The organism is Mesotoga sp. Brook.08.105.5.1 (genome assembly GCF_002752635.1).
Lineage (GTDB): Bacteria > Thermotogota > Thermotogae > Petrotogales > Kosmotogaceae > Mesotoga.
In genome coordinates, this window is the sequence record NZ_AYTW01000049.1 from 1 (window position 1) to 2,037 (window position 2,037).

General features: G+C 45.7%; 1 protein-coding gene and 2 pseudogenes. 1 reads left to right on the forward strand and 2 read right to left on the reverse strand.

Annotated features, from left to right (window positions below):
- Positions 1–853 (forward strand): annotated as a pseudogene (gene ltrA / locus V512_RS12955) (group II intron reverse transcriptase/maturase); the annotation flags it as partial.
- 146 nt (positions 854–999) lie between these two features.
- Here the strand turns inward: ltrA and V512_RS12960 are convergent.
- Both V512_RS12960 and V512_RS12965 read right to left on the reverse strand, forming a co-directional pair.
- Positions 1,000–1,458, reverse strand: coding sequence for a hypothetical protein (locus V512_RS12960; RefSeq protein ID WP_099830877.1), 459 nt, complete (start codon positions 1,456–1,458; stop codon positions 1,000–1,002).
- A 102-nt stretch (positions 1,459–1,560) separates the two neighbouring features.
- A pseudogene (locus V512_RS12965) lies at positions 1,561–2,037 on the reverse strand (hypothetical protein); the annotation flags it as partial.

Sequence of the window (2,037 nt, forward strand, 5' to 3'; positions counted from 1 at the left end):
GTTCGAAGCCGATCTTGACAACAATCTCTACAAGATTTGGAATCGAATGTCCTCTGGCAGTTACTTTCCACCTCCAGTCAAAGCGATAGAGATAGAAAAGAAGAGTGGAGGGAAGAGAGTACTGGGAATCCCCACAGTGGGGGACAGAGTAGCCCAGATGGTAGCCAAAATCTATCTAAATCCCCTGGTAGATCCACACTTCCATAAGGACTCCTACGGATACAGGGAGGGAAAGTCAGCGATAGATGCCCTTGAAGTAACGAGGCAGAGATGCTGGCGGTATGACTGGGTACTGGAATTCGACATTAAAGGACTGTTCGACAACATAGACCATGAACTACTAATGAGGGCAGTCAAGAAACATGTGAAGATTCCATGGCTAAAACTCTACATAGAGAGATGGCTGAAAGCACCCTTTCAGAAACCTAATGGAAGAGTCGAAGAGAGGAGCAAGGGAACGCCACAGGGAGGGGTAATAAGCCCTGTACTGGCTAACCTCTTCATGCATTACGCCTTCGACAAATGGATGGAGAGAACTCATCCGGATAAGCCCTTTGCCAGATACGCAGATGATGGAGTGATACACTGTAGAACTCTGGAGGAAGCCCGGCTTCTTCTTGAAAGTCTCAAAGAAAGAATGGAAGAATGCAAACTGGAGCTTCATCCAGAGAAGACCCGTATTGTCTACTGCAAAGACGATAAGAGGAAGGACGAGTATCCAAATACAAGCTTTGACTTTCTAGGATACACCTTCAGAGTTCGTAGCTGCAAAGACAGAAATGGGAGGATCTTCTACAGCTTCACCCCTGCAGTGAGTGAACAGGCAAAGAAGGCGATGAGACAGAAGATCCGGAGCCATTTCTATTTTGCCAGAAACATATTGCGAAACCCATAACATCATGTAACCCGTTTTCATCGCAAAAAACGATCGAGCGAAGACGTATTTCTGAGTGTGGTTTACGAATCCTCATTCATATACAGGGAGCCTTCATTTTCCGTTTATCCGTCATCATTAAAGAGTTCTATCTGCCTCTCAAGATGAGAGCAGATTGCTTCTATGTCTTCTAGATCTACTCTGTTCTCATCTTCTCTTTCCGGGTGAAAGGCAAAACGAGGATCCATATGAACAATCACCCTGTCACGACGATTCTTCAGTCTCGCTATTCTGTTTGCCAGAAGAGCCTCTTCTCTTTCGAAGTCGTCCAGAACACGATAGAGCTCTCTTCTAAACTGCCTGGGGCAACCCTGTCGAATGTATTCGCGGAAACTCTTCATTGTGAATCCGCTGTTTCTGATAAGTTTCGATGCTCTAATAATTGCGCTGTCGAAGAGTGAGCTCCTTATTATGGAATCGGCAGCTGACCTGAAATACTCTATCTCGTTTCTGAGAAGGTCAGTTTCACGCCTGAGGACTCCAAGTCGTATGGTATAGCCTTCCCGCTTTTCGAGTTTTATCATATGAAAGATATCCATACTCAATTATAGCCTTTGAAAAGGGTGGCAGAAGTTTCATGAGAAGAGCGGGCAGAGCCCGCTCTCAAACGAGCATTCAAAAGAGTATCACGGAGCCCATTTAGTGAAGATCATTGGTTGTTGAATGGAGCCTGCGACTGAACGCTCTGTCAAAGTCCAAGAGGTAGTAGAAGGAGATGCTCCCTTTATCGATGTATAGCATTTGTAGAATAGAGCCGGAAGTTGGTCAATCGATTTGGAAGTGGCATAAGTAGTTACTTCTGGCCAGTGAGCATCACTTGTGTAGTACGACAATCTCTGCAGGAAGTCTCCAGACCACTCAACATACATATCGTCAGGGTTGTGATCCGACGAGCCACCTGCACTGTCCCAATCGGGATATGCACTCTTGGCAGCGGTAGTTGTAGTGATAATAATCTCGATGTTCGCTGGAATGACTCCGCCGGATTTCAGACCATCAAGCCAGCTTCCTGCATGGCATGATTCGATTATTATGCAGAACTTTACATTTGGATGTTCAAGGATGTAGCTTCTCAACTGACTCGCGTAGAAAGTTGTTCCTCC